Source organism: Arthrobacter globiformis (assembly GCF_003261175.1).
GTDB classification, from domain to species: Bacteria; Actinomycetota; Actinomycetes; order Actinomycetales; family Micrococcaceae; genus Arthrobacter; species Arthrobacter globiformis_A.
Window position 1 is genome coordinate 71926 of record NZ_QLNP01000103.1, and the last position, 22278, is coordinate 94203.

Here is a 22278-nt window from a genome sequence, read left to right on the forward strand (position 1 = left end):
TCTTGGATTTCCTTTACACCTATCCTCGACGGCGAGTTCCTAGTGTGGAGCCATGAAAACAAGAGCAGCCCTCGCATTATCCGTCGCCGGCGTTCTCCTCACCGGAAGTGCCGCCTTCGCCACCACCCAGTCGCTGAGCAACACCGGCACGGGTCCCAGTGACGACGCCAGGAACGTCCTCGTAGCGGACGACTCTGCCACCAGAACCGCAGCCCCCGCCGTTAGCTCCGCCAAGGCCACCCCCAAGTCAGCCGCGAAGTCCAGTGATGACACCCAAGCCGACGACAAGAAGGCATCAGCCGCCAAGAAAGCGTCCAAGCCTGCTGAACCCGGTGACGACAAGGGAGGCCTCCGGACCAGCCCTGAGCCAGGCGACGACAGTGGCGGAACCGTGGCAGCGCCCGCAGAAAACTTCGTAGGCAGCGGCTCCCTCTCCGTTGAACCCGGTGACGACAAGGGAGGCCTCCGGACCGGCACCGAGCCCGGCGACGACAACGGCGGTCTCCGCTCAGACCAGGCACCCAGGGTCGCAGAACCCGGCGATGACCATGGTGGACTCCGGACAACACCCGAGTCCGGCGACGACAAGGGCGGCGACCATAAGGCCGCTGAGCCCGGTGACGACAAGGGCGGCGACCGCAAGGGCGTTGAGCCTGGCGACGACAGCGGAGGCAGCGGCGGCCACGGCAGCGACGACTGAACAAGACGACTGAGCAAGCAACCGACTAATAACCCGAAGGCCCTCCTGCACCCCGGTGTCCAGGAGGGCCTTCCGTGTGCCAAGGATGCACGGCAGCCGGGCCTGGATGGCGCCTAGGATGAAGGCATGAAGCGGATGAGCGAGCCGGGGGAGCGGCACCATTGAGCAGCAGCATCCAGAACGGCGGCACCCAGAACAGCGACACTGTAAGCGGTGGAACGAACCGCAACGCTGACGTCGTCGTCATCGGAGCCGGGCAGGCCGGCCTCTCTGCCGCCTTCCACCTGGCCCGCCGAGGCTTCACGCCGGCCCCGGCCGCAGAACAGCCAGGCGGTGCAGTCACGGCAGCCGGTCCGGGGCCGACGTACGCGGTGCTGGACGCCGAGGACGGGCCGGGCGGAGCCTGGCGGCACCGCTGGAAGAGCCTGCTCATGGCCACCGTAAACGGCATCAGTGACCTGCCCGGAATACCGCAGCCGGAAGTGGACCCGGCCGAACCAAGCTCGGCATTCCTCAGCCGCTACTTCGCCGCCTACGAGCGGCAGGTCGGGCTGGCCGTCGAGCGGCCCGTCAAGGTGCTCGCCGTCGAACGTGCGGACGCTGACCCGGCGGGGCGGCTCAGGATCACCACGTCCGACGGCGGCTGGACAGCCCGGGCAGTCATCAACGCCACCGGCACCTGGACCAGGCCCTTTTGGCCGATCTATCCGGGCCAGTTCACGTTCGGGGGCCGCCAGCTTCATGTCGCCGACTACGTGTCCGCAGAGGAGTTCCGCGGGCTGCACGTCATCGTGGTGGGCGGTGGAATCTCCGCCGTCGGGCTGCTGGACGAAATCTCCAAGGTCACAACGACAAGCTGGTTCACCCGCCGCGAACCCGTATGGCGGGACGGGTTCGACCGGCAGTCCGGCCACGACGCCGTCGCCCTGGTGGAAGACCGGGTGCGGCGGGGGCTGCCGCCGCAAAGCGTCGTCGCCGCCACCGGTCTCATCTGGACTCCGGCACTCCGGGCGGCAGCCGCGCGCGGCGTACTGGACCGCCGGCCGATGTTCACCGCGATAGAACCCGGCGGCGTCCGGCTCGCGGACGGCGGGTTCCTCGCGGCGGATGTGATCCTGTGGGCCACCGGGTTCCGCGCCGAGCTGGAGCACCTGGCGCCGCTGCACCTGCGGGGACCGGGCGGCGGGATTGCCATGGCAGGAACGCAGGTGGCCGCGGAACCCCGCGTGCATCTGGTGGGCTACGGCCCGTCGTCGTCCACCATCGGCGCCAACCGCGCCGGCCGGGCCGCGGTGACCGAAATCCTCCAACTCCTGTCAGCCTCCGCAGCCGTGACGGATCCGCGGTAGATTTGCACGGGCGGAGTCCTGCCCGGAGAACCAGCAAGGAAGAGGCGGCGGCACCACGTGACAGAAAACGGTCTTGGGCAGGTCTTTGACCTGCTTCGAAGGCACCCCGATGTCGAGGCCGCCAACCTCCAGGCGTGGGACGCCACGGACTCGCTCCTGCTGGGCGCCGCCGCAGACCGGCTCACCCCGGACAGTACAGTTGCCGTCATCGGGGACAACTACGGGGCGCTCACGCTCGGGCTGCTCGCCGGCGGTGCCGGCCCGGTGCCGGCCGAGGTGAGGGTGCACCAGGACCTGGTCACGGGGGAACGGGCGCTCCGCAACAATGCTGCGGCGCTGGGAGTTTCCGGAGGCTTTGCGCAGCTGCCGCTCGGTGCAGGTCTGCTGGCCGGCGCGGACCTGGTGCTGTTGCAGCTTCCCAGAACCCTCGCCGAACTCGAGGAAATTTCCGACGCCGTGGCCCGGCACGCGCCTGCCGGCGCTGTCTTGCTTGCCGGCGGCCGGGTCAAGCACATGTCCCTGGGCATGAACGCAGTGCTGGGCAAATACTTCGGCACGGTGCAGCCGCAGCTGGCCCGGCAAAAATCGCGGCTGCTCCTCGCGAGCGGCCCGAAGCGAGCGGAAGGCAACCCGCCCTACCCCGTGACGGAACACAACGCCGAACTCGGCCTGGACATCTGCGCGCACGGGGCCGTTTTCGCAGGCACCCGTCTGGACATTGGAACCCGCTTCCTGCTGTCGTTCCTGCCGGAGATCCCGGCCGCCGCCAACGCCGTGGACCTGGGCTGCGGCACCGGGATCCTGGCAGCGATGTATGCCCGCCGGCACCCCGGAGCCGAGGTCATCGCAACGGACCGGTCCGCGGCCGCTGTGGCGTCAGCTAGGGCAACTGCCCGGGCCAACGGCCTGGCGGCCAGCATCACGGCAGTCCAGGATGACGCAATGAGCACCCTTCCGGCCGGGAGCGCGGACCTCATCCTGCTGAACCCCCCGTTCCACCTAGGTTCCAGCGTCCACGCCGGGGCGGGGTTGAAGCTCTTCGAGGCGGCCGGCCGGGTGCTGGCACCCGGAGGCCAGCTCTGGACGGTATTCAACAGTCATCTTCGCTATGGGACGGCCCTGGAGCGGCTGGTTGGTCCCACCACGGTGAGCGGCCGGAACCCCAAGTTCACGGTGGCCGTCAGCGTCAGGCGGGCTGCCGACTGAGCCCCGCGGGCCGTCGTCGAACGCGCCTGCACTGCCCCGAGCGTGGGACGTACATGTTCACCGGGGCGTAACGTACGATTCAGACATTGATAGTGGCCAACAGAAGATGTTAGGGGAATCCTTGACCGAGATCCGCCAGCCCTCGCCGAGGCGCGGAACCAACCTGCCCCGGATGGGCGACTTCAACCTGACTGTCATTCTCGATGCCATCCGCCGTGCCACCGGAGGGCTCAGCCGCGTTGAACTTGCCCAGATCGTCGGTCTGTCCCCGCAAACCATTTCGAACATTTCCCGCCGGCTGCTGGACCAGAAGCTTATTGTCGAGGCGGGCAAAGAAGGCAGCGGACCCGGCAAGCCGCGAACCATCCTTCGCCTGAATCCTGCCGGCATGTATGCCGTCGGGGTGCATCTGGACCCTGCCGTGGCAACGTTCGTCGTCCTAGATCTGCTGGGCGCAGTGGTCCTGCACTCGAGCGTGAAAACGCCGGACAGCTCCCGGCCTGAGGCGGTCATTACCGCCATTGCCGCAGAAATCGACAAGCTGATCGAGGCCTCGGGTGTGGATCGCGCCAAGATTGCCGGCCTGGGCGTCGCGGCACCCGGACCCATCGACCATGACAACGGCACGGTGGTGGAGCCGCCGCTCATGGACGGATGGGACAGTGTTCCGCTCCGGGATGCGCTGGCTGAGGCGACAGGACTGTCTGTGCTGATGGACAAGGACGTCACCAGCGCGGCGGTCGCGGAAACCTGGGCGGGCGGAGCCAGCGGCGCCGGCAGCTTTGTTTTCATGTATATGGGCACCGGCATCGGCTGCGGCATTGTCCTCAATGACGAGGTGGTCCGCGGCACATCAGGCAACGCCGGCGAAATCGGCCACATCATCGTTGACCCTGACGGAGCCCCCTGCGACTGCGGGCTGCGGGGCTGCGTCAAGTCGACCTGCATTCCCCAGGTCCTCGTCGCGCAGGCTCAAGCTGCCGGCATTCTGGATGTGCCCGGAACTGTCACCAGCAATTCGGCCGTCCAGGAACGCTTTGCCATGCTCTGCGAAGCAGCCGACGCCGGCAACAGCGAAGCGGCTGCCATCATCGACAAATCAGCCGAACTCGTGGCCCGGGCGGCGTCAGCGGTGGCCAACACGCTGGACGTGGACCGGGTGGTGTTTGGCGGCCCCTTCTGGCCGCTGCTGTCCGCGCGCTACCTGGCGAAGGTTCCCGGCCTGATCCAGCAGAACAGCGATGCCGGCAACATCCACGCCGTCGAAGTCGTGGGCACGGGCGTGGGGGAGGACGTGGGGGCCGTGGGCGCTGCATGCCTGGTCCTTGAGCACACCCTTGCGCCCCGGGCCCAGAGGCTGCTGCTGGAGGGCTGAGCCCTAGTCGATGTCCTCGATGATTGTCCCGTAGGGAATCGTGTCGTCGAGGTGTGCCTGGTGCCCCCGGGGAATGTACAGCACCCGGACGCCGTGCAGCTGGTCCGCTGCCGACTGGAGGAGGATCGGACGGACCATGTCGACGAAGCTTGGGTCCTTGCCAACGAGATATTCCTCGTAGCTGGCTGGTAGCTGGATCATGGCATCAGAATAGACCTCTTCAGGCGCCAAAGGGAGGTACTCGGATCGTTCACTCCGGGTACCTCCCTCACGGCCGGCGCTAGTAGCCGCTGGACGTTCCGGTGGCTACCTCAGCCTTGTCCGTCTTGGCGTACACGCTCTTGCTGACCTGGTAGGCATGCTGGTCGAGCTTGAGCGCCTCCTGGTTGATTTCCTTCAGCTTGGCGTCGGTGAGCTGTTCGATCTTGACGAGGTCCAGTGTCTCCTGGTCCTTTCCGCCCACAGCGGTCACCTTCACCAGGCCTGTTCCGGCCGAATAGAACTTCCGCTGGTGGCCTACAGCCGGCTCCAGCGGGTTGCGTTCATCGATCACCAGGACATCGTCATAGCACCCCGTGGCGACGCAGACATGGTCGTTCTGCTTGATGATTTGGCCGCAGTCCAGGAAGTCGACCTTCGGCGCGTGGGCCTGGACGTAGCTGGGCAGGTTCAACTGCGGGTCTGCCTGCATGGCGATGCCCGCCTGGGCCTCGTCCAGGCTGTGGATGAAGGTGGCAGGCGCACCGGTGAACTTCCCGCCTTCATATTCCTCCGGGTATTCACCGAACAGCCAGACGTCGCCACTCTCGGTCTGAGCAAAAAACGCAAGTTCGGATTCCACCAGCTCACCGTCGGCGTAGTCGCGGTCCCACAGCACTTGCGTCTTCACGCCGTCGATGACTTTGGTCAGTCCGGTCACCGAGTGGATTACCGTCCGTTTGATGGTTCCTTCTGCACTCTTGACGTCGCCTGTGGTGGTGTACTGCATGCCCGGCTTGAGGGGGAACCATTTGTTGTCCACGTTGGGGGAAGACTGGAATTGGGATTGGTCGAAGTTGATTGCGGATCCCGGCCCGCAGAGTTCGTCGGCGCCTGCAGTCCCGGTCGCGCCTGGGGAAGCCGTCACAGGCGCGGCTGCGACTGACCCGGTTGGTGTCGCCGCGGCCGACGTCGCTGTCGGTGCGGCGGAACCGGTGGTTGCCTGCGGGGCGGCATTTTGCTGTGGGGCGCAGGACGTAACCGTTGCCAGCGCCACGAGGAGCACAAGGGCGGAGCCCGGGGCGGACGGTGATTTGGAGCGGGGTGGTTTGCGAAGCTGGAACATCTCGGTGGCCTTTCGCCGTAGGGATTTCTGGCTTCCAGCGACTCCACCACGCCGTCAGTGCCGTGCCCGGACGCAGCAGAACGCTGGCGAACCGCGCCCTGCCGGCGGGCAAATCATGGGACGGTGCAGGCTCTGATGGGCACGGATAATGTTCTCTCGGGACGATTCACCGAGGAAGAACCAGAAGGAGCATCCAGCCTCCTCAACCTGAGACCTTGCCGAGTCCGATACGACGTGACAAAAGAATGGACTAATTTCTCCGGTTTGAAAAGAGGTACGCCCGGGCTGAGTTCGCGCACGGCTCCCGCCGTGTGCCAACAACGCCAAGCTCCCTTTTGGCGAAGATAATTCTGGACGGGCAATCGAATCGGTCGTAAAGCAGCGTCTTAATTCGGCGTCAACTTGAAGACGCCCCCGGATGGCTTCTAAAGTTCTATACAAGTTACCGAGGTAACGTGTCAGCGATCCTCCGCTGCGGATGTGCCGCCTGCCGGCCGCCAAGGAGGGTGTGGGTGCCCCCATGTGGGCCTGACATTTGCTCACGGTGGACTTCTTTACAGGCGTAACAGTCGCGGCTGCGCCCTGCCGAAGTTCGTCCCGTGTTCCCCAAACTCAATTCATTGACCGCACGCTGCCCGGGCTTTCCGCCACGGCAGCGCCGCCTTCAATGGCCCAAAGCCAAGGACGCAAATGTCACCACCAAGCCTTATCGAAACGCATCCAAATCTCTCCGACACCGCGCCGGTGGCGCTCTCCTATGAGCTGTTTCCGCCCCGTTCGCCCGCTGCCGCGGAGACCCTGTGGAACACCATCCGGGAACTGGAAGCCACCGATCCCGATTACGTGTCGGTCACCTACGGTGCCAGTGGCTCCAACCGGGACACCGCCGTCGAACTCATCAATCGCCTGGTGCTGGAGACCACGCTCCGCCCGCTTGCCCACCTGACATGTGTGGGCAACACGCCGACCGAGCTAGCGGAAATCATCGGTGAACTGCTCGACGTAGGCGTCCGCGGAATCCTTGCCCTCCGCGGCGACCTGCCCAAGGACAGCGGCGAATCGGTCAGCGGTTCGCTGCGCTACGCCCAGGACCTGATTGAGCTCATCCGCCGGGTGGAGCAGCGGCGCTCGGCACTGCTGTGCGCCGGAAAGGTTGCCGTTGGCGTGGCAGCCTACCCCACGCGGCATCCGGAATCGCCCAGCGAGGCCCATGACGTGGAGGTGCTGCTGGCCAAGCAGCGCTCCGGTGCCGACTTCGCGATCACGCAGGTCTTCTTCCGCACGGAGCAATACGCGGACCTCGTGACCAGGGCACGCCGGGCCGGCGTCACCATCCCCATCATCCCCGGCGTCATGCCGCTCACGAGCCTGCGGAGGCTCAAACGCCTCGGCGAGCTGACCGGCGTCGAACCCGCCCCGGAGCTCATCGAGCGGATGGCTGCCGCGGATACCGACGCCGAGCGGCTCCGCATCGGCGTCAGCGCAACGGTGGACCTGGCCAACGCGGCCCTGGACGCCGGCGCACCCGGACTCCACATCTACACGTTCAATGAGCACCAGAGCGCGCTGGAGGTGCTGGACAAGCTGTCGCTTGCCCGGCCGGCACGCCCGTCGAGCCGCCTGAACGCACTCGCCCGCCGCCAGCTCGCCAGCTGACCGGATTCCCCGCCGCCAGCTTGCCAGCTGACCGGATTCGCCTGCAGTCAGCTCGCCAGCTGACCGCATCGGCCTGCCATCAGCCTGCCAGCTGACCGCATTCCTCCCCGAACATTGACAGCATTTCGCAACCATTCAAGGAACTGACATGACTGAACAGAACACCGCGTTCCCGTCCGCCTCCATCCTCGGCTACCCCCGCATCGGCCGCCGCCGCGAGCTGAAGAAGGCCGTTGAAGCCTACTGGGCAGGCAAGATCGACGCCGCTGCCCTGGACGCCGCCGCCAAGGAAATCCAGCTGGGCACCGCCAAGCGCCTTCAGGGCCTCGGGCTTACCGAACCAGCAGCCGTTCCGGGCACGTTCTCCTTCTACGACCAGGTGCTCGACGCCGCTGCCCACGTCGGCGCCGTTCCCGCCCGTTTCGGCAACCTCCTCAATGCCGAGGGACAGCTGGACATCGACGGCTACTTCACCCTGGCCCGCGGCAACAAGGAACAGCAGCCGCTGGAAATGACCAAATGGTTCGACACCAACTACCACTACCTCGTGCCGGAAATCGGCCCGGAAACCAATTTCTCCCTGACCTCCAACCGCATCGTTGAAGAGTTTGAATACGCCCTGGCCAACGGCGTGGAGACCCGCCCGTACATCGTCGGCCCGGTCACCTTCCTGCTGCTGAGCAAGGCTTCGGACGACGCCCCCGCCGGTTTCAGCCCGCTGTCCCGCCTCGAGGACATCCTTCCGGTCTACACCGCGCTGCTCGAGAAGCTGGCAGCTGCCGGCGCCAGCTGGGTCCAGCTGGACGAGCCCGCCCTGGTTGTGGACCAGGACACCCCTGAGCAGGAGATCCAGGCCGCAGTAGCCCGTGCCTACGAGGTGCTCACCGCTGCCGCCAGCCGCCCGCAGCTGTTCGTCTCCACGCCGTACGGCGCGCTGAACGGCCAGCTCGGAACCCTTGCCGCCACCAACATCGACGCCCTGCACATCGACGTCTTCAAGGGCGAGGTTCCCTCCGCCGCGGCCCTGGCTGCGCTGGGCACCAAGACCCTCGTTGCCGGCGTCGTGGACGGCCACAACATCTGGCGCAACGATCTTGCCGCCTCGGCCAACAAGATCGCCGAACTGCAGAAGAGCGTCGCCAAGCTTGCCATCAGCACCTCCACCTCCACGCAGCACGTCCCGCACGACGTCGAAGAAGAGGCCCAGCTGTCCGAGCAGCTGCGCAGCTGGCTGGCTTTCGCTGACCAGAAGGCCGTTGAGGTTGTGACCCTCGCCGGCCTGCTGACCGACGCCGCCGCAGTCCAGCCGGCCATCGACGAGGCCACCCGCGTCATCGCCTCCCGCGCCGAAGCCGAGGGTGTCCGCCGTGCCGACGTCCGCGCCCGCACCGAGGCCCTGACCCCGGCCGACTTCAACCGCTCCGAGTACGCGGTCCGCGAAGCCGCCCAGGAAGCAGCACTGCACCTGCCGCCGCTGCCCACCACCACCATCGGCTCCTTCCCGCAGACCCCGGAAATCCGTTCGGCCCGCGCCCGCAACAACAAGGGCGACCTGACCAACGAGCAGTACGAACAGCTCATGAAGGACGAGATCAAGCGCGTCGTGGAGCTGCAGGAAGAGCTTGGCTACGACGTCCTGGTGCACGGCGAGCCCGAGCGCAACGACATGGTCCAGTACTTCGCCGAGAACCTCGAAGGCTTCGACGTCACCGTCCACGGCTGGGTCCAGTCCTACGGCTCCCGCTGCACCCGCCCGTCCATCCTCTGGGGCGACGTCACCCGCAGCGCCCCCATCACGGTGGCCTGGGCGGAATACGCGCAGTCCCTGACCAGCAAGCCGATGAAGGGCATGCTGACCGGTCCGGTCACCATCCTGGCCTGGTCCTTCGTCCGCGACGACCAGCCGCTGGGCGAGACCGCCAACCAGGTGGGCCTGGCCCTGCGCGACGAGATCGCCGACCTCGAAGCCGCCGGCATCAAGATCATCCAGGTTGACGAGCCCGCCCTGCGTGAACTGCTCCCGCTGCGCAAGGCAGACCAGCCCGCCTACCTGGACTGGTCCGTCAACTCTTTCCGCCTGTCCACCGCCGGTGCGGCAGACGCCACGCAGATCCACACCCACCTGTGCTACTCGGAGTTCGGCGTGATCATCGACGCCATCGACGGCCTGGACGCCGATGTGACCTCGATCGAAGCCGCACGCTCCCGCATGGAGGTTGTCCACGACCTCGAGTCCCACGGCTTCGGCCGCGGCGTCGGACCCGGCGTTTACGACATCCACTCGCCGCGCGTCCCGGGCGAGCAGGAAGTCACCGAACTGCTGAGCACCGCCGTGAAGCACGTTCCGTCCCGCCAGCTCTGGGTCAACCCGGACTGCGGCCTGAAGACCCGCGGCTACGCCGAGACCGAAGCGTCCCTGCGCAACCTGGTCGAGGCCACCAAGACGGTCCGCGCCGAGCTGCTCGAAGGCGCAAAGTAGTAAAAGGCAGCAAAGAACGACGCCGGCTGGTCACCTGGGGTGACCAGCCGGCGTCGTTCTTAAACGTCCTTCAGGACTCCCAGACGATTTCGTCGTCGACCACGCCGTCCTCGTCCGCGGACGCCACCAGAACCTCGTCGGTGAAGTGCTCGCCCAGGGTGAAGTCCAGGACGAAGTAGCGTTCGGGCTGGCCGGGGTAGATTCCCACGTGGCCGAGCTTCAGGGCCTTGAGGAACACCGCATTGGTGAGCTGGCTCTTTTCCTTCACGCCGAAGACCTTCTGCAGGTGTTCGTCCTTGATGGCGTTGCAGTGGAAGCGGAGGTATTCCTGCGGGCTGGTGCCCTCCTGCTCGAGTTCATCGGCGATCATCTCCCTGACCTCGTCCACGAGCTCGGGGAGGTACCGCAGCCGGTAGTCCACCTTGTGCATGGCCGCTTCGTCGAAGTGGTCATGGGCGTTGATGTTCAGGTCCAGCTCAAGGCGTTGTCCGGCCAGCTCGTGCTCCGCGGCGACGTTATGGTCCCTGCCATGGTTCAGCTCGATTACTCCGAAGTGCTGGCTCGCTACCTTGGTGGTCATATCTTCAACATAGACCCGAAAAGCAGAGCATTCCAGCATCGGGGATCATTTAACTGCTGACCCCAGCCCGCCCATCGTCTCGGCCAGCAGGTCCACGAACAGCTGCACCCGGGCCGTCTTCTTGTCGTTGATGAGCAGCGCGAAGACGTTGCGGGCCAGCCGGATTTCCGGGACGTCCAGCACCACGACGCCGGCTGGCCGGTGCAGCAGCGCAAGTTCCGGCACCAGTGCCGCCCCCAGCCCGGAGGCTGCCATTTCAAGGCTGGCGTGGAAGTCGTCGCTGTACGCCACCACGCGCGGGTGGAGGTTGCAGCCGGCGAAGAGCCGCTCAATGACGGTGGCATCGCTTGTGCCCGGGTGGTGCATGATCCACGGCATGTCCGAGAGATGGTCCGCGGCCACCTTCGCCTCGGTGCGGAATCCCCAGCCGGAGGGGAGGACAACGCGGAAGTTGTCGTCACCGATCCACTGCCGGTTGATGGTGTGGGGCCAGGCCAGCCCGGACTGTCCCACCTGGTACACCAGCGCCACATCCGTGTCGCCGCCGGTGCGCAGCCCCTGGATGGTCTGGGCGGGTTCGGCCACCGACACCCGCAGGTCGATGCCCAGGTCCTTCCACGCGGGACTGCGCAGGATCCGCGGCAGAACATAGGTGGCGAGGCTCGGAAAGATACCCAGCCGGAGCTCCTGGCTCGTGGCGTCCTGCGTTTTGGACGCCGCGGCCATCAGCGCCTCGATGTCCGTCAGGACCTTGGCTGCGTGGCGCGCCATCACCATCGCGGCGTCCGTAGGAACCACGCTCCGGGCGGAGCGCTGGAACAGGCGGACGCCCGTGTCACGCTCCAGGGCGGACATCTGCTGGGACACGGCTGAGGCGGTGTAGCCAAGCCTGCTCGCCGCGGCCGCGAAGGAACCCAGCCGCGTCACCTCAAGGAGCGTCCTCAAATGCACGGGGTTGACCACCAGCCAACCTTACTCCGGCTGCTATGTGGCAGGAAAAGCGGCGGAAAAAAGGCCACCCATCCGGCACGCAGTACTGCTCCGAATAGCCCGTAACTACCAAGTGCCCGGCAACTGTTCAGCAGAGGAGCAAAGATTGTCACCGAGCCCAGCATGGAGTGCAGACGAGAGGCGGCGCGTCGCCGTCGTCGGAAGCGGGGTGGCGGGCCTGACGGCCGCGCATATCCTCAGCCGCCGGGACCACGTGACCCTGTTTGAGGCGGATTCCCGGCCGGGCGGGCATGCCCACACGCACGACGTCCGGCATGACTCGGGGAGCCTTGCGGTGGACACCGGCTTCATTGTGCACAACAACCGCACCTACCCGAACCTCATCCGGCTGTTCACGGAACTCGGCGTCGAGACGCAGGATTCGGACATGACCATGAGCATCCGCTGCGACGGCTGCGGCCTGGAGTACGCCGGGGCCAAGGGCGCTTCGGGTGTCTTTGCCAGGCCCACCAACCTCGTACGGCCCCGGTTCCTGCTGATGCTTGCCGAGATCCTGCGGTTCTGGCGGAAGGCACGCGCGCTGCTGGCCGCCGGCGCGGACGGCGAGGGACAGGAGGAAACGCTTGGCGAGTTCCTTGCCCGGGAACGTTTCAGTGACTACTTCACCTCGCACTTCATGGCGCCGGTAGTCAGCGCGGTCTGGTCCTGCGACCCCACCACCGCCCTGGCCTACCCCGCCCGGTACCTCTTTACCTTCCTCGAACACCACGGCATGCTCGGCGTCAAAGGCTCGCCGCAGTGGAAGACGGTGAAGGGAGGATCCCGGCGCTATGTTGAGCGTGTGGTCGAAGGTCTCCAGGATGTCCGCCTCTCCAGTCCTGTCCTTGCCGTGCGCCGGACCCCAACCGGAGTGGAGATTACGACGGCGGCCGGAGCCGAGCACTTCGACGCCGCGGTGATCGCCGCCCACCCCCGCGAAGCACTTGCCATGATGGCCGATCCGACGCCGGCGGAGGTCCAGGTTCTGGGGCACATCCCGTATTCCGTGAACCACATCAAGTTCCACCGCGATCCGGCGGTCCTGCCGCGCAGCGGCGCTGCCCGCGCGTCGTGGAACTACCGGCTGCCGTCCTGTGCTGCCCGTCCCGGACACGTGCTGGTCAGCTACGACCTCACCCGGCTGCAGCGCCTCACCCCCGACGACGGCGGCAGCTACATCGTGAGCCTCGGCGAGTCGGAACTGATCGAACCGGAGTCCGTGCTGCAGGACCTCGTGTACGAGCACCCCCAGTACACGCCTGAGTCCATGGCCGCCCAGGAGCGACTCGGCGAGCTGGGCGATCACCGGCTGGCTTTCGCGGGCGCCTACCACGGCTGGGGATTCCATGAGGACGGCGCCGCGTCCGGCGTGCGCGCGGCCGCCCAGCTTGGCCGCGCGTGGGAGGACCCGTTCGCTCCTGATTCGGACCCGGCGGCTTCGGACGCCGGGCAGGCCGCGGAGCTGGTCCCGTGAGCGCGGCCATCTACCGGACCAGCATCCGCCATGTGCGGCGGGATCCACTGAAGAACGCCTTCACCTACCGCAGCTACAGCTGGTACGTCGACGTCGATGACCTGCCAGAACTGCCCTGGTGGCTGCGGCCGTTCGCCGGATTCCATGCGAGCGATCATCTGGGAGATCCCGCGGCGAGCATCCGCGAGAACGTGGACCGCTTCCTCGCCGTGAACGGCGAAGAGCCCGACGGCGGCACGGTCACCATGCTGGCCAACGCCAGGGTGCTGGGACACGTCTTCAACCCGATCAGCATCTTCTGGTGCCACCGTCCCGACGGCGCGGTGCGTGCTGTCATCGCCGAGGTCCACAACACCTACGGCGAACGGCACTGCTACCTTCTGCACCCCGACGCCGCCGGCCGCGCGCGCACCGACAAGGAATTCTTCGTGTCCCCGTTCAACGAGGTGGACGGCAGCTACCGGTTGAGCCTGCCCGAACCGGCGGGCGAGCTCGCTGTGGCAGTGGTGCTGGAGCGTGCCGGGCGGAAACCTTTCACCGCCACCATGACCGGCGAATGGCGGCCCGCCACAGCCGGCAGCATCCTGGCTGCGGCGGCCGCGGTTCCGCTTGCGCCGCTCCGCCTGGTACTGCAGATCCGCTGGCAAGGAATCAAGCTCTGGGCCCGCGGGTTGCCCATCACCAACCGTCCCGACCACCGAGCGCAGGAGGCAGTCTCGTGACTCTCACGGATCCGTCATACTCTGACCCCTCTTACAGGGACCATTCACACAACAAACCAGGCGGGGCCTTCCGGGTACCGCCGGCGCCGGAGACCGTCGACGCGCAGGTGTGGCCCGGCGTCGCCCGTCCACCCGCGGGGGTAAAGGCGCAGCTGGCCGGGAAGGCTGCGGATTCCCTGTTCCGCGCGGCGGTCCGCCGCCTGCCGCTGCGGGTGGAATACCCCGAAGGCACAGTACTGGGCACCGGCGGTGCGGGCGCGCCGGTGATGACCATGGTGCGTCCGGCGGACTTCGCGGTCCGGATTGGCGACAACGGGCTGATCGGGCTGGGGGAGTCCTTCATGGCGGGGGACTGGGAGGCGTCCGACCTCGCCGCCGTCCTCGAGGTCTTCGCCTCCTCGGTGGACACGCTCATCCCCGCGCCGCTCCAAAGACTCCGAAGCCTGTACCTGCCGCGGGCGCCCCGGCAGGAGCGCAACACCGAGCAGAATACCCGCGGCAACATCTCCCGGCACTACGACCTCTCCAACGAGCTGTTCGGCACCTTCCTGGACCGGACCATGAGCTACTCCTCGGCGCTTTTCCCGGCCTCGGCGGGCCAGCTGGCAGAGGTGGGCTGGGACGCCCTGGCGGCAGCGCAGCACGCCAAGATCGACAGGCTGCTGGACAAGGCCGGGGTGGGAAAGGACACCCGGCTGCTGGAGATCGGCACCGGCTGGGGCGAACTGGCCCTGCGGGCCGCAGCCCGGGGCGCCACCGTGTACACGGTGACTCTCTCCAGTGAGCAGCAGGCGCTCGCGCGGCAGCGGATCGAGGACGCCGGCTTTTCCGGGCAGGTCACGGTGGGCCTGCAGGACTACCGCGCCGTGGAAGGCGAGTACGACGCCGTCGTCTCCGTGGAGATGATCGAAGCGGTGGGCTACGAATACTGGCCCGTCTATTTCCAGACCATCGACCGGGTACTGGCGCCCGGCGGCAAGGTGGCCATCCAGGCGATCACCATGCCGCACGGCAGGATGCTCGCCACCCGCAACGCCTACACCTGGGTGCACAAGTACATCTTCCCCGGCGGGTTCCTGCCCTCCGTGCGGGCGATCGAGAGCGTCACGGAGCAGCACACCACCCTCCGGGTCCGTGAGCGCCGGGGGATGGGCGACCACTACGCCGCCACCCTGAGGCTGTGGGAGGAGCGGTTCCTGCAGCGTGCGCAGGAGGTGCGCGGGCTCGGATTCGACGAGGTCTTCCAGCGGATGTGGCTGTTCTACCTGTGCTACTCCCGGGCCGGCTTCCAGTCCGGATACCTGGATGTGCAGCAGATTGTCCTGGATCGCCGGGAGGCTCAGCTCTAGCCGCCGGGAGGCTCAGCTCCAGCCTGGCGTTTGCTTAATCACAGTGGGGGTCCCGAGGCGTGCTTCGGGACCCCCACTGCTGTGTGCCGGCCCACTCAAAAGGTGCCGTCGGAGGTGCTGCGACACGCCGTCTTCGGGCCGACACGCTGTGGTTTAAATGTGGGCAACTACTCCACAGGGTGTGGATTCAGTCCACCAAAAACGCGGAAATCCGGACATTTTGAGGGCACCGGCCTGTGGATTAAAAGTGCATTAAATGACATACTTGTAATACATCATCTTGGGGTCCCATTCGGGGCCGCGCACTACATGTAGTATCGACATACACATTGAGCGGGAGGCCGGCGCAGCCAGTACTGGACGGTAAGGTCCGGGCAGAGTCCACCGCTACGATGCCAGAGATTTCAATACCGAGACACCAGCAAGGTCTCACAAGAGTGCAGCAGCAGTGACTTCAACAAAGGGGACAGGAACCATGACCGTAACGGTTTACACCAAGCCGGCCTGCGTACAGTGCAACGCCACCTACCGTGCACTGGACAAGAAGGGTATCGCCTACCAGAGCGTGGATATTTCCCAGGACGCGGACGCCCTTGAGCGCCTGAAGTCGCTCGGCTACATGCAGGCGCCGGTCGTCGTTACCGACCAAGACCACTGGTCCGGTTTCCGCCCGGACAAGATCGAAGAGCTGGCGCTGAGCGCCTCCGCTTCTGTGGCCTAAGGCTGCACCCACGCCGTTTTCGGCAGAAAATTCGCACGTAGATGAGGTGACTCGCATGGCTGCGCCGGCACCTGCCGATGCGCCGGCCGCAGCCCGTGCTGCGGACACGACGCCCGTCAACCAGAGACCGCCCGTGAACCAGACTCACAGCCGCCTCATCTACTTTTCCTCGGCCTCCGAGAACACCAGCCGCTTCATCGCGAAGCTTGGTGCGGACGCGGCCAGGATCCCCCTGCACGCCAAGGATGAACCCCTCGTTGCCTGTGAACCGTTCGTGCTCGTGGTCCCCACCTATGGCGGGACGGGCGGCGAGGGTTCAGTGCCCAAGCAGGTCATCAGGTTCCTGAACAATCCGGACAACCGGCGCCTGCTCCGCGGCGTCATCGGGGCCGGCAACACGAATTTCGGGGACAACTACTGCATGGCGGGCGACATCATCGCCGCCAAATGCACGGTCCCCCACCTCTACAGGTTTGAACTCATGGGTACGCCGGAAGACGTCTCCCGCGTACAAGAAGGATTGGAAGAGTTTTGGACACGACTGTCGCAGACACAGAAGTAACCAGGCCAGAAGGAAAGGACGCCTCTATGGACACGGCTGTTGAAAAGCAGGAGAAGCCGGCGCTCCCCGCTGCCTACAAGGGCCTGGGCTACCACGAGCTGAACGCGATGCTGAACCTGTACGGTCCGAACGGCGAGATCCAGTTCGAGGCTGACCGCGAGGCGGCCCACCAGTACTTCCTGCAGCACGTGAACAACAACACGGTCTTCTTCCATGACCTGGAGGAGAAGCTCGAATACCTGGTCAAGAACGACTACTACGAGCGCGAGACCCTCGACCAGTACACGATGAACTTCATCCGTGACCTGTTCAACCGTGCCTACAAGAAGAAGTTCCGGTTCGAGACCTTCCTGGGCGCCTTCAAGTTCTACACGTCCTACACGCTGAAGACGTTCGACGGCAAGCGTTTCCTGGAGCGCTATGAGGACCGCGTGTGCATGGTTGCCCTGCACCTGGCCCGCGGCAACGAGCAGTTGGCCACCCAGATGGTGGACGAGATCATCGAGGGACGCTTCCAGCCGGCCACCCCGACGTTCCTGAACGCCGGCAAGAAGCAGCGCGGCGAGCTGGTCTCCTGCTTCCTGCTCCGCATCGAGGACAACATGGAGTCGATCGGCCGCTCCATCAACTCCGCGCTGCAGCTGTCCAAGCGCGGCGGCGGCGTGGCGTTCGCGCTGACCAACATCCGCGAGGTCGGGGCGCCGATCAAGCAGATCGAGAACCAGTCCTCCGGCGTGATCCCCGTGATGAAGCTCCTCGAAGACAGCTTCTCCTACGCCAACCAGCTCGGTGCCCGCCAGGGCGCCGGTGCCGTGTACCTGCACGCCCACCACCCGGACATCTACCGGTTCCTGGACACCAAGCGGGAGAACGCGGATGAGAAGATCCGCATCAAGACCCTTTCGCTCGGCGTCGTGATCCCGGACATCACCTTCGAGCTGGCCAAGAAGGACGAGGACATGTACCTGTTCTCGCCGTACGACGTCGAACGCGTCTACGGGATGCCGTTCTCCGACGTCTCGGTCACCGAGAAGTACTACGAGATGGTGGACGATTCCCGGATCAAGAAGACCAAGATCAAGGCGCGCGAGTTCTTCCAGACCCTCGCCGAGATCCAGTTCGAGTCCGGCTACCCGTACATCATGTTCGAGGACACCGTTAACCGGGAGAACCCGATCGACGGCAAGATCATCATGTCCAACCTGTGCTCCGAGATCCTCCAGGTCTCGCAGCCCACGACGTACCACGATGACCTGTCCTACGACGAGACCGGCAAGGACATCTCCTGCAACCTGGGCTCGCTGAACATCGCGAAGACCATGGACTCGCCGGACTTTGGCCTCACCATCGAGACGGCCATCCGTTCGCTCTCGGCAGTCTCGGACATGTCCAACATCACCTCGGTACCGTCCATCGCCCGCGGCAACGACCAGAGCCACGCGATCGGCCTGGGCCAGATGAACCTGCACGGCTACCTGGCGCGTGAGCGCGTCCACTACGGCTCCGAAGAGGGCCTGGACTTCACCAACATCTACTTCTACTCCGTGGTGTACCACGCGGTGCGGGCCTCCAACCTGCTCTCCATCGAGACCGGCCAGACGTTCGGCGGCTTCGAGAAGTCCAAGTACGCCTCCGGCGAGTTCTTCGACAAGTACACCGAGCAGGAGTGGGTGCCGCAGACCGAGAAGGTCAGGGAGCTCTTCAAGGACGTGCACATCCCGACGCAGGATGACTGGCGCGCGCTGAAGGCCTCCGTCATGGAGCACGGCATCTACAACCAGAACCTGCAGGCCGTCCCGCCCACCGGCTCCATCTCCTACATCAACAACTCCACCTCCTCGATCCACCCGGTGGCGTCCAAGATTGAGATCCGCAAGGAAGGCAAGCTGGGCCGCGTGTACTACCCGGCGCCGTATCTCACCAACGACAACCTGGAGTACTACCAGGACGCGTACGAGATCGGCTACGAGAAGGTCATCGACACGTACGCCGCCGCCACGCAGCACGTGGACCAGGGCCTGTCGCTGACCCTGTTCTTCAAGGACACCGCCACCACCCGCGACATCAACAAGGCCCAGATCTATGCCTGGAAGAAGGGCATCAAGACCATCTACTACATCCGTCTCCGCCAGCTCGCGCTGGAAGGGACGGAGGTTGAGGGCTGCGTTTCATGCATGCTTTAATCTTCAACTAAATCGTAACCGGTACGACGGCGGGTGCCCGCCCGCCGTCGTACGCTTTAAGTAAGAACCAACCCAACTTTTTAGGGGATGACATGACCGAGAAGGTCAAGCTGCTGAGCCACGTCGAGGCGATCAACTGGAACCGGATCCAGGACGACAAGGACGTTGACGTCTGGAACCGCCTGGTCAACAACTTCTGGCTGCCGGAGAAGGTGCCGCTGTCCAACGACGTCCAGTCCTGGAACACGCTGACGCCGGCCGAGCAGCAGTTGACCATGCGTGTTTTCACCGGCCTGACCCTGCTGGACACCATCCAGGGCACCGTTGGCGCTGTCTCCCTGATTCCGGATGCACTGACCCCGCACGAGGAAGCCGTCTACACGAACATCGCGTTTATGGAGTCCGTGCACGCCAAGAGCTACTCCTCCATCTTCTCCACGCTGGCCTCCACCAAGGAGATCGACGAGGCCTTCCGCTGGTCCACTGAGAACGAGAACCTTCAGAAGAAGGCCCAGATCGTCATGGACTACTACCAGGGCGATGATCCGCTGAAGCGCAAGGTGGCCTCCACGCTGCTGGAAAGCTTCCTGTTCTACTCCGGCTTCTACCTGCCGATGTACTGGTCCTCGCGCGCCAAGCTGACGAACACCGCAGACCTGATCCGCCTGATCATCCGCGACGAGGCCGTGCACGGCTACTACATCGGCTACAAGTTCCAGAAGGGCCTGGAAAAGGTCTCTGAGGCCCGCCGGCAGGAAATCAAGGACTACACCTTCGAGCTGCTCTTCGAGCTGTACGAGAACGAAGTCCAGTACACGCATGACCTTTACGACGGCGTCGGCCTGGCCGAGGACGTCAAGAAGTTCCTCCACTACAACGCCAACAAGGCTCTGATGAACCTGGGCTACGAGGCCATGTTCCCGGCCTCCGTCACAGACGTGAACCCGGCAATCCTCTCGGCCCTGTCACCGAACGCTGACGAGAACCACGACTTCTTCTCGGGTTCGGGCTCGTCTTACGTCATTGGCAAGGCAGTTAATACTGAGGATGAGGACTGGGACTTCTAGGTCTCTCTCCTCCTCTCGGAAGCTAGTGTGAGGTTCCACGGTACTTGGCCATTTTTCAACTTAGATGGCCACGTTTCACGGTAGTTGGCCAACTGCTCACATAAAGTTGGCCAACGCGGCTTGGATCGACCTCGTTGCGAAGCCGCAGGACACTAGGACGATGCTCCAATAGGAATCAAATCTGGTTTCAGGACCGCGTTTGAGGTCTCGACTTAATTGGAAGAATGCTACCGCAGCTGGAAGAAACTCAGCGTCTGGTTGGATGTCTTCCGAGTAGCTGCCGTTTTAGCGGGCCCTGCACGGTAATCGTGTAGGGCCCGCTTTGTAAGCCTCCCGGGATGAAACCGCAGTGTGAGGTCGGCTAGCACGAGATGTGCTGCTGGCGGGTGGCATAGGGTTTGTCGGTGACGGTCGAAAACTGAACCATTGTGACGGTTGAAAACTGAGCCACCCGTTTCAAACGATTGGGTGGGTGATCACTGTGGAGGATTGGGCGCTTATTCGGCGATTGCATCTTGCCGAGGGTGAGTCGATGAGGTCGATAGCGGCGCGGCTGGGGATCTCCCGGAACACTGTTGCCAAAGCGGTTAGTTCTGATGGTCCGCCTGCGTATGTGCGGGCACCTCAGGACTCCGGGATCAAGGCCGTCGAGCCTGCGATTCGTGCTTTGTTGCAGGAGAACCCGCGGATGCCCGCGACGGTGCTCGCGGAGCGGGTGGGCTGGTCGGGGTCGGCGGCCTGGTTCCGGGAGAACGTGGCCAGGATCCGGCCGGAGTATGCGCCGGCTGATCCTGCTGACCGGATCACCTATGATCCCGGGGATCAGGCGCAGTGCGACCTTTGGTTCCCGGAGGTGCAGATTCCCGTTGGAGCAGGCAAGACGCGGGTGTTGCCCGTGCTGGTGATGGTGTCTTCGCATTCGCGGTTCATCATGGCCAGGATGATCCCGTCGCGGATGACCGGGGACCTGCTGGCCGGGATGTGGGAGCTGCTCGGATCCCTGGGTGCGGTTCCGCGGCGGCTGATCTGGGACAACGAAACCGGGATCGGTCGCCGGAACAGTTACGCCGCCGGGGTGGCTGCGTTCGCCGGGGTCCTCGCCACCCGGGTCGTTCAGGTCAAACCCTATGACCCGGAAAGCAAAGGCGTGGTCGAGCGGGCCAACCAGTTCTTGGAGACCTCGTTCCTGCCGGGCCGGGTCTTCACCTCACCGGAGGATTTCAACGCCCAGCTGGCCATGTGGCTGCCGAAGGCCAATGCGCGGCTCGTCAGGCGGACAGGTGCCCGGCCGGCGGAGCTCATCAATGCGGACAAGAAGGCGATGCTGGCGCTGCCACCGGTTCCACCGGTCACCGGATTCACCGCCAGGGTCCGGCTCCCGCGGGACTACTACGTCCGGATGGGGTCCAACGACTACTCCGTCCACCCGCAGGCCATCGGCCGGTTCGTCGAGGTCACCGCCGACCTCGAAACCGTCACGATCAGCCTGGACGGCAGAACTGTCGGAACCCACACCCGGTCCTGGGGCAAGGGCCTGACGATCACCGACCCAGACCACGTAGAGGCGGCAAAGGCACTACGGAAGGCCTTCCAAACCCCTCAGCCGGTGGGTGAGACAGCCGGGCTGCGGGATCTGGCCGACTACGACCGCGCATTCGGGGTCATCCTTGATGACGGGCAGGTCGCCTGATGCCCGCTATCAAGGAAACCGCTGGCCAGATCGAGTACTACTCCCGGGCAATGAAAGCACCCCGGATCCGGGAAGCAGCAACCCGGCTCGCTGATCAGGCCCGGGAAGGAGGCTGGACCCACGAGGAATACCTCGCCGCTGTGCTGTCGCGGGAAGTGGCCGCGAGGGAAGCCTCCGGAGCAGAGATCAGAGCCAGGGGCGCCGGGTTCCCGGCCCGGAAATCACTCGAGGACTTCAACTTCGATCACCAGCCCGGCCTCAAACGCGACACCATCGCCCACCTTGCCACCGGAGCGTTCCTCACGGAAGCATCCAACATCGTCCTGCTCGGACCGCCCGGCACCGGCAAAACACACCTCGCAACCGGCCTGGGCTTACGGGCCACCCAGCTCGGACATCGGGTCCTGTTCGCGACGGCCATCGACTGGGTAGCCCGCCTCCAGACAGCCCACCAGAACGGCAGACTGCCCCAGGAACTCGTAAGGCTGCGCCGCTACCGGCTGATCATCGTCGATGAAGTCGGCTACATCCCTTTCGAGCAAGATGCCGCGAACCTGTTCTTCCAACTGGTCTCATCGCGCTACGAGCACGCCTCGCTGATCCTGACCTCGAACCTCCCGTTCGCCCGCTGGGGCGACGTGTTCGGCGACCAGGTCGTCGCCTCGGCCATGATCGACCGCATCGTCCACCACGCCGAAGTCATCACCCTCAAAGGCTCCAGCTACCGACTCAAACACACCCAAGTCGACTCACTGCCCTCGACAAGACCCGAAAATACGGCAGAATAACCAACGTCAAAGTGGCTCACTTTTCCACCCGCGAAACGGCTCACTTTTCGACCATCGCTGACA

At 65.0% G+C, this 22278-nt stretch carries 19 protein-coding genes; 15 read left to right on the top strand and 4 right to left on the bottom strand.

The features are described from left to right. Positions 1-52 precede the first annotated feature (52 nt). The 4 genes from DBZ45_RS23050 (at position 53) to DBZ45_RS20245 (ending at position 4630) form a co-directional block, all read left to right on the top strand. Positions 53-700 carry a hypothetical protein gene (locus tag DBZ45_RS23050; protein ID WP_190243209.1) on the top strand — a complete coding sequence of 216 codons (648 nt, stop codon included), beginning with the start codon at positions 53-55 and terminating at the stop codon, positions 698-700. A gap of 245 nt (positions 701-945) precedes the next feature. After that, positions 946-2049 carry an NAD(P)-binding domain-containing protein gene (locus DBZ45_RS20235; protein ID WP_111905632.1) on the top strand — a complete coding sequence of 368 codons (1104 nt, stop codon included), beginning with the start codon at positions 946-948 and terminating at the stop codon, positions 2047-2049. A 57-nt stretch (positions 2050-2106) separates the two neighbouring features. Continuing rightward, on the top strand, positions 2107-3255 hold the full coding sequence (locus tag DBZ45_RS20240) for a class I SAM-dependent methyltransferase (protein ID WP_111905615.1): 1149 nt from the start codon (positions 2107-2109) through the stop codon (positions 3253-3255). A 121-nt stretch (positions 3256-3376) separates the two neighbouring features. Continuing rightward, positions 3377-4630, top strand: coding sequence for an ROK family transcriptional regulator (locus DBZ45_RS20245; protein WP_223257186.1), 1254 nt, complete (start codon positions 3377-3379; stop codon positions 4628-4630). Between the two features lie 3 nt (positions 4631-4633). Here DBZ45_RS20245 and DBZ45_RS20250 read toward each other — a convergent pair whose 3' ends face one another. Further along, positions 4634-4831, bottom strand: a complete 198-nt coding sequence (locus DBZ45_RS20250; RefSeq protein WP_111905616.1) for a hypothetical protein — start codon at positions 4829-4831, stop codon at positions 4634-4636. Positions 4832-4910: 79 nt separating this feature from the next. Further along, a complete protein-coding gene (locus tag DBZ45_RS20255; RefSeq protein WP_223257187.1) occupies positions 4911-5651 on the bottom strand; it encodes a hypothetical protein in 741 nt (246 codons plus the stop codon). 993 nt (positions 5652-6644) lie between these two features. Here DBZ45_RS20255 and DBZ45_RS20260 point away from each other — a divergent pair. Both DBZ45_RS20260 and metE read left to right on the top strand, forming a co-directional pair. Then, on the top strand, positions 6645-7610 hold the full coding sequence (locus DBZ45_RS20260) for a methylenetetrahydrofolate reductase (RefSeq protein WP_111905617.1): 966 nt from the start codon (positions 6645-6647) through the stop codon (positions 7608-7610). 148 nt (positions 7611-7758) lie between these two features. Continuing rightward, positions 7759-10089, top strand: coding sequence for a 5-methyltetrahydropteroyltriglutamate--homocysteine S-methyltransferase (gene metE / locus DBZ45_RS20265; protein WP_111905618.1), 2331 nt, complete (start codon positions 7759-7761; stop codon positions 10087-10089). Between the two features lie 70 nt (positions 10090-10159). On the opposite strand, the gene DBZ45_RS20270 is transcribed toward metE, so the two are convergent. Beyond that, positions 10160-10669, bottom strand: a complete 510-nt coding sequence (locus DBZ45_RS20270) for a DUF2004 domain-containing protein (RefSeq protein WP_111905619.1) — start codon at positions 10667-10669, stop codon at positions 10160-10162. A gap of 45 nt (positions 10670-10714) precedes the next feature. Next, positions 10715-11632, bottom strand: a complete 918-nt coding sequence (locus tag DBZ45_RS20275) for a LysR family transcriptional regulator (protein WP_111905620.1) — start codon at positions 11630-11632, stop codon at positions 10715-10717. 133 nt (positions 11633-11765) lie between these two features. On the opposite strand from DBZ45_RS20275, the gene DBZ45_RS20280 reads away from it, so the two are divergent. From DBZ45_RS20280 to istB, 9 genes are all read left to right on the top strand, one after another. Next, positions 11766-13133: an NAD(P)/FAD-dependent oxidoreductase gene (locus DBZ45_RS20280; protein WP_111905621.1), complete on the top strand. Its 1368-nt coding sequence runs from the start codon at positions 11766-11768 to the stop codon at positions 13131-13133. Then, entirely contained in the window at positions 13130-13855 is a 726-nt protein-coding gene (locus DBZ45_RS20285) for a DUF1365 domain-containing protein (RefSeq protein ID WP_111905622.1), read from the top strand. The genes DBZ45_RS20280 and DBZ45_RS20285 overlap by 4 nt, the downstream gene beginning before the upstream one ends. Positions 13856-13962: 107 nt before the next feature. Then, positions 13963-15204 (top strand): SAM-dependent methyltransferase, encoded by a 1242-nt coding sequence (locus DBZ45_RS20290; RefSeq protein WP_111905635.1) that lies wholly within the window; start codon positions 13963-13965, stop codon positions 15202-15204. Positions 15205-15679: 475 nt separating this feature from the next. Beyond that, the gene (gene nrdH / locus DBZ45_RS20295) at positions 15680-15925 is read left to right on the top strand and encodes a glutaredoxin-like protein NrdH (protein WP_076802586.1); all 246 of its coding nucleotides are present in this window, start codon (positions 15680-15682) and stop codon (positions 15923-15925) included. A 55-nt stretch (positions 15926-15980) separates the two neighbouring features. After that, the gene (nrdI, locus tag DBZ45_RS20300; RefSeq protein ID WP_223257188.1) at positions 15981-16487 is read left to right on the top strand and encodes a class Ib ribonucleoside-diphosphate reductase assembly flavoprotein NrdI; all 507 of its coding nucleotides are present in this window, start codon (positions 15981-15983) and stop codon (positions 16485-16487) included. Between the two features lie 26 nt (positions 16488-16513). After that, on the top strand, positions 16514-18670 hold the full coding sequence (gene nrdE / locus DBZ45_RS20305) for a class 1b ribonucleoside-diphosphate reductase subunit alpha (protein WP_111905623.1): 2157 nt from the start codon (positions 16514-16516) through the stop codon (positions 18668-18670). A 92-nt stretch (positions 18671-18762) separates the two neighbouring features. Beyond that, positions 18763-19737 (top strand): class 1b ribonucleoside-diphosphate reductase subunit beta, encoded by a 975-nt coding sequence (nrdF, locus tag DBZ45_RS20310; RefSeq protein ID WP_111905624.1) that lies wholly within the window; start codon positions 18763-18765, stop codon positions 19735-19737. Positions 19738-20209: 472 nt separating this feature from the next. Then, the gene (gene istA, locus DBZ45_RS20315) at positions 20210-21427 is read left to right on the top strand and encodes an IS21 family transposase (RefSeq protein ID WP_111904276.1); all 1218 of its coding nucleotides are present in this window, start codon (positions 20210-20212) and stop codon (positions 21425-21427) included. Beyond that, on the top strand, positions 21427-22215 hold the full coding sequence (istB, locus tag DBZ45_RS20320) for an IS21-like element helper ATPase IstB (RefSeq protein WP_111904277.1): 789 nt from the start codon (positions 21427-21429) through the stop codon (positions 22213-22215). The genes istA and istB overlap by 1 nt, the downstream gene beginning before the upstream one ends. Positions 22216-22278: the final 63 nt, after the last annotated feature.

Excerpts from the sequence above, each read along its gene's own strand:
- DBZ45_RS20260 (WP_111905617.1), top strand. The coding sequence starts at position 6,645 with ATGTCACCACCAAGCCTTATCGAAACGCATCCAAATCTCTCCGACACC.
- metE (WP_111905618.1), top strand. The coding sequence starts at position 7,759 with ATGACTGAACAGAACACCGCGTTCCCGTCCGCCTCCATCCTCGGCTAC.
- nrdH (WP_076802586.1), top strand. The coding sequence starts at position 15,680 with ATGACCGTAACGGTTTACACCAAGCCGGCCTGCGTACAGTGCAACGCC.
- DBZ45_RS23050 (WP_190243209.1), top strand. The coding sequence starts at position 53 with ATGAAAACAAGAGCAGCCCTCGCATTATCCGTCGCCGGCGTTCTCCTC.
- istB (WP_111904277.1), top strand. The coding sequence starts at position 21,427 with ATGCCCGCTATCAAGGAAACCGCTGGCCAGATCGAGTACTACTCCCGG.
- nrdI (WP_223257188.1), top strand. The coding sequence starts at position 15,981 with ATGGCTGCGCCGGCACCTGCCGATGCGCCGGCCGCAGCCCGTGCTGCG.
- nrdE (WP_111905623.1), top strand. The coding sequence starts at position 16,514 with ATGGACACGGCTGTTGAAAAGCAGGAGAAGCCGGCGCTCCCCGCTGCC.
- DBZ45_RS20250 (WP_111905616.1), bottom strand. The coding sequence starts at position 4,831 with ATGATCCAGCTACCAGCCAGCTACGAGGAATATCTCGTTGGCAAGGAC.
- DBZ45_RS20270 (WP_111905619.1), bottom strand. The coding sequence starts at position 10,669 with ATGACCACCAAGGTAGCGAGCCAGCACTTCGGAGTAATCGAGCTGAAC.
- nrdF (WP_111905624.1), top strand. The coding sequence starts at position 18,763 with ATGACCGAGAAGGTCAAGCTGCTGAGCCACGTCGAGGCGATCAACTGG.